Source organism: Mesorhizobium japonicum MAFF 303099 (assembly GCF_000009625.1).
In the GTDB taxonomy this organism is placed as follows: domain Bacteria; phylum Pseudomonadota; class Alphaproteobacteria; order Rhizobiales; family Rhizobiaceae; genus Mesorhizobium; species Mesorhizobium japonicum.
Genome location: NC_002678.2, coordinates 2,752,501 through 2,755,000, shown reverse-complemented (window position 1 = coordinate 2,755,000; position 2,500 = coordinate 2,752,501). Strand labels below are relative to the sequence as shown.

Below are 2,500 nucleotides of genomic sequence, written 5' to 3'. Positions count from 1 at the left end.
ACCGACACTGGTGGTCTGGTAGAGTATACCAAGGCGCTTGAGAGAACTATGCTGAAGGAACTCGGCAAATTGCACGCGTAACTTCGGAAGAAGCGTGACCCTTTTCCACGCAAGTGGAGGAGGGTGGCACAGACCAGGGGGTAGCGACTGTTTATCAAAAACACAGGGCTCTGCGAAGTCGCAAGACGACGTATAGGGTCTGACGCCTGCCCGGTGCTGGAAGGTTAAGAGGAGGGGTGCAAGCTCTGAATCGAAGCCCCAGTAAACGGCGGCCGTAACTATAACGGTCCTAAGGTAGCGAAATTCCTTGTCGGGTAAGTTCCGACCTGCACGAATGGCGTAACGACTTCCCCGCTGTCTCCAGCATAGACTCAGTGAAATTGAATTCCCCGTGAAGATGCGGGGTTCCTGCGGTTAGACGGAAAGACCCCGTGCACCTTTACTATAGCTTTACATTGGCATTCGTAGTGGCATGTGTAGGATAGGTGGTAGGCTTTGAAACCTGGGCGCCAGCTCAGGTGGAGCCACCCTTGAAATACCACCCTTATTACTATGGATGTCTAACCGCGGCCCGTTATCCGGGTCCGGGACAATGTATGGTGGGTAGTTTGACTGGGGCGGTCGCCTCCTAAAGAGTAACGGAGGCGCGCGATGGTGGGCTCAGAACGGTCGGAAATCGTTCGCTGAGTGCAATGGCATAAGCCTGCCTGACTGCGAGACTGACAAGTCGAGCAGAGACGAAAGTCGGTCATAGTGATCCGGTGGTCCCGCGTGGAAGGGCCATCGCTCAACGGATAAAAGGTACGCCGGGGATAACAGGCTGATGACCCCCAAGAGTCCATATCGACGGGGTTGTTTGGCACCTCGATGTCGACTCATCGCATCCTGGGGCTGGAGCAGGTCCCAAGGGTATGGCTGTTCGCCATTTAAAGCGGTACGTGAGTTGGGTTCAGAACGTCGTGAGACAGTTCGGTCCCTATCTGCCGTGGGTGTAGGAATATTGAAAGGATCTGTCCCTAGTACGAGAGGACCGGGATGGACGGATCTCTGGTGGACCTGTTGTGGCGCCAGCCGCATAGCAGGGTAGCTATATCCGGACGGGATAACCGCTGAAGGCATCTAAGCGGGAAACCCACCTTAAAACGAGTATTCCCTGAGAACCGTGGAAGACGACCACGTTGATAGGCCGGGTGTGGAAGAGCGGCAACGCTTGAAGCTTACCGGTACTAATAGTTCGATCGGCTTGATCGTTCTCATTCCTTATGCTCATCACTCCCAATCGGGACGATGAAGGCACAACAAGACCAGCGAACAGCTCAGAGAGAGCGCAAGACTAGGGACTTCCCTATTCGATACTCCCTATTGGCTATTCGCTCAAAAGCTTCTCGAACAACGTGCGTTTTGCCGACCTGGTGGTTATGGCGGAGCGGCTGCACCCGATCCCATTCCGAACTCGGCCGTGAAACGCTCCAGCGCTGATGGTACTTCGTCTCAAGACGCGGGAGAGTAGGTCGCTGCCAGGTCTGCTAAACGCACGTTGAACTCACATCCAATCGGATGGAGTGAAATCTTCTCTCTACGAACTGGCCCGCCAATCGGGAAACCACGGGCCGCGAAAGCGGCCCTTTCATTTGGTGAGCCATCTACCTATCTGTAGGCCAGCCTATTCGTAGGCTTGCGCTTACGCCCTAAGCAAGCAAACGCTTGCCTAGATCAGCAAGCAAACGCTTGCCTAGATCAGCAAGCAAACGCTTGCCGAGAGGTGACGCGGGGTGGAGCAGCCCGGTAGCTCGTCAGGCTCATAACCTGAAGGTCACAGGTTCAAATCCTGTCCCCGCAACCAAATCCAAAAACGGCCCGCCTCAAGCGGGCCGTTTTGTTTTTTGCTGGGGGTGCCGGCAACCTTAACCCTCATCAGCCCCCCGCAAGCCGCCCAGGCCAATGCCGCCGGGCAGAAAACTCAAAGCCTCCCCCAAAACCAAACATCAAATCGGCCCGCATGGCTCAACCAGCGGGCCGTTTGCGTTTGGGCGACATGGAAGCACTCACACGCACGGCCGAGGCGAACAGCGAGAGCCAAATGAATTTGGTCGGCGGGCCTCTTTTCTCAGCCGACTTCGATGCTCGTCGTCCCGCCTGCATGACGAGAACTGTCGACCGCAGGCCCGCTTCCTCGATCGTGCCGGGTCACCGGAGTTGAGGCGATACTCGGTTGTGCCGAATCAAGCGGAATAATCCGAATCAAAGGCAGAGTGCGGCCGAATCGGCTAATTCTGGCAATAGGTGACATCTATTGCCATCTTCCTATGATCGACATTCTTTCCAGAGGTCACCATGCCCAACTACGCTCTGAACGAGCACTATGAGAGATTCATTAGGAAGCAGCTCGAATCAGGTCGTTACAACAATGCCAGTGAGGTTGTTCGCGCCGGCCTGCGCATGCTCGAGGATTTCGAGGCGGAGCGGGAGAGATGGCTGCGCGAGGAAATCCCGGGGCGCC

The 2,500-nt window shown here is 55.8% G+C and carries 1 protein-coding gene, 1 tRNA gene and 2 rRNA genes (2 of these 4 running past the window's edge); all 4 read left to right on the top strand.

What is annotated here, in order from left to right:
- Positions 1 to 1,251, top strand: a 23S ribosomal RNA gene (locus MAFF_RS14465) (it extends 1,598 nt beyond the left edge of the window).
- A 157-nt stretch (positions 1,252 to 1,408) separates the two neighbouring features.
- A 5S ribosomal RNA gene (gene rrf / locus MAFF_RS14460) occupies positions 1,409 to 1,523 on the top strand.
- A gap of 243 nt (positions 1,524 to 1,766) precedes the next feature.
- Positions 1,767 to 1,843: transfer RNA gene (locus MAFF_RS14455), tRNA-Met, on the top strand.
- A 491-nt stretch (positions 1,844 to 2,334) separates the two neighbouring features.
- Positions 2,335 to 2,500, top strand: the 5' portion of a protein-coding gene (locus MAFF_RS14450) for a type II toxin-antitoxin system ParD family antitoxin (RefSeq protein ID WP_010911659.1). The gene runs 101 nt beyond the window's last position; only the first 166 of its 267 coding nucleotides appear in the window; its start codon is at positions 2,335 to 2,337; its stop codon lies off the right edge, out of view.